We start from the raw sequence: 2,319 nt of genomic DNA, 5'->3' as shown, positions 1-2,319 counted from the left end.
TTTTTTCATTTTTTGTAGGCGTATCAGCTAGTTAGCCGTTAAGTAAGTGCCATTCAAATCTGTCTCCTTTTTTCGCAACTCACCGCGGAATAACCCACCAGCGGCGAGTTGACTTGAGCTTGACGCTTATCGTCGCCATAACCCTCTCCAGTGCCGTGACACAATTTTCTGATGCGCGAAAGGTGTCGAAACCTATGAATTGAGAATTCGCGATTCCACCCACTCGTCTACAATCCAAAATTCTTCTAAAGGACTTGAATCAATGAATTTCAGGTGCATTCTGTTGGTGCTCGCGGTCGCTTCAGCGTCGGGATGCGGGACGATCAATACGACCTTTCGGGATGATGCTGTGGCTAGCGGTAAACTGGCTCGCTGGCATTCCCACTGTGACTCGGTTCCACGAATCTATAGCGGTGCAGTTTTTGATTACTGCACACTGGATGCGGAACCACGGCAAAACACTGGTTTCGATGGACACCCCGCCCCAGCACTTATTGTACTCGACATGGGCCTCTCAGCTGTCGCGGACACTCTCTTATTGCCTTACTCCGTCTATTTGCAAAACAAGCACGGCGATATCAGGAAAGCGCGTTTCGAATAGCAAGGCAAGCTGATCACGGGCGGACCATTTGCAGCTGTCCCGGCTTCGCATAATTGAGAAGCGCCCCCGACTTACTTGGGTCGGCGTTCGACCCCGCCGGGCGCCTTGTCACACCGCATGCAATGCTCACAGTTCAAATGTCGGCAAATCCAGGCTTTTACCCGCTGCGAGTAGGTGGCCATGAACAGGTGACGGATGCCGGCCAGAGGTCAGCGGCTTTGATGGCCCGGGTGATCGCGGCGATAAGCGATCCGCCGAAGGTCCCCAGGAGGAAACCTACACCGGCAACACTGCGCGGCTCGACCACTCCGAAATAGGAACTGATCAGGCCCGTCAGGTAATGGGCGCAGACCGCACCCGAGAAAATGAAGATGGCCCAGGCCTTTCGGTCTACCAGGTCATCTCGGTGCCAGAAGCTGGCGGCGATCGCGCCAATCAATCCGGCCAGGGCCCAGTCAAGCTTGTCGAGCAGGCGATGCAGGAATTCCATGCGCTCAACTCCGTAGGCATGACTGAATTTGAATCAGCCCCAGCAGCACTCCCAGCTCAGAGCAATGGGTGTGGTGGGGCCGAAAACGAAAAAGCCCCGGCAAATGCCGAGGCTCATGAATATGTGGAGATATCTTTAAGCTGAGGCAACGACCCCCGCAGTGAGCAAAACAATTCCCAAATACCAACCCCAGAGGAACACCTTCGCTTGTGAGTCTTTCTTCGCATAGACGTACACGTAAAAAGGTATGACTAAACAGAGCATGGCTTGGGGTAACGAATTTTTTATGGCAACGCAGAAAATGACCAGTTGCATAGCAACCATTAAGCCGAGCCCCAACAGGAGCAAGTACATGACCATCCGATTACATCCGTTTGAAATGAGTGGTGAATGTATCGGCGGCCCAATCAGAAACTAAAAGCCCGATAATGCCGGCTCTTTCTCTTTCCATATACGCACAAAAAAGCCCGACGCAATGGCCGGGCTTTCTGTGAATTCATGCTGTCCAGCAGCCTACTTCGCGCCGCCGTTCCCACGATTCGTCTGAGCATCCTGATCAGATCCAGGATTACCGGGCGGAGGGTCCCAATCAACGGGTCTCTCGGCCGTGCCCTGCTGAGGCTCTGACTCGGCCTGTTCAAGACCGGAACCATGACTCTCACCTGTATCAGGCGCATCTTCATCTGGCCCGGGGTATGGAGCTTGCGGGCCGTTGTTGTCGTCCACCATGGCATCTCTCCTTTCTGAGGCGCACATCTGCGCATATACGTGGGAGAGCCAACTTGGACAGGAAGTGCAACGAACTCGACGAGTGGACGAAAAAAAGCCCGACTCAATGGCCGGGCTTTCTCTGTGGTGTCGCGCTTGAAAAGCTGAACACGGTGCTATGAAAACAGAGCTATTCCATATGGACAACTCTTTTTTCAAGCTGCCTCCCTCATCCGCTCCAAGACGCAATCCACCCAGGCAACGCCGGCCTTGATCAGCTCCCGGGCCTTGCCTTCGCTCATGCCGTATTGGCGGCCGACTCGCACCGCGGCCCACTTAGCGCCGTAGTACAGCCAGATCATGTCGGGAAAAGGGGACAGATTTATTTTCTAGCCGGCTGCCAGTTGATCCAAGCGAATCCACTCGATGAAAACTCTCAGCGCAGCGAAGTAAAAATAAATCTGTCCCGAATGGCACTTACTTAACGGCTAACTAGCTGATACGCCTACAAAAAATGAAA

Annotated in this window: 2 protein-coding genes and 1 pseudogene; 1 reads left to right on the top strand and 2 read right to left on the bottom strand. The window is 53.5% G+C overall.

Annotated elements, in window-relative coordinates; genetic code table 11:
• The first annotated feature begins 262 nt into the window (after positions 1-262).
• Positions 263-601: a YceK/YidQ family lipoprotein gene (locus tag MA884_RS27730; protein WP_188251354.1), complete on the top strand. Its 339-nt coding sequence runs from the start codon at positions 263-265 to the stop codon at positions 599-601.
• Between the two features lie 157 nt (positions 602-758).
• Here MA884_RS27730 and MA884_RS27725 read toward each other — a convergent pair whose 3' ends face one another.
• Both MA884_RS27725 and MA884_RS27720 read right to left on the bottom strand, forming a co-directional pair.
• Positions 759-1,091: an MFS transporter gene (locus tag MA884_RS27725; RefSeq protein ID WP_256233476.1), complete on the bottom strand. Its 333-nt coding sequence runs from the start codon at positions 1,089-1,091 to the stop codon at positions 759-761.
• A 923-nt stretch (positions 1,092-2,014) separates the two neighbouring features.
• A pseudogene (locus MA884_RS27720) lies at positions 2,015-2,164 on the bottom strand (antitermination protein Q); the annotation flags it as partial.
• Positions 2,165-2,319: the final 155 nt, after the last annotated feature.

Source organism: Pseudomonas sp. Q11, from assembly GCF_024494355.1.
GTDB classification, from domain to species: Bacteria; Pseudomonadota; Gammaproteobacteria; order Pseudomonadales; family Pseudomonadaceae; genus Aquipseudomonas; species Aquipseudomonas hefeiensis.
This window is presented reverse-complemented; position numbering and strand designations above follow the sequence as displayed.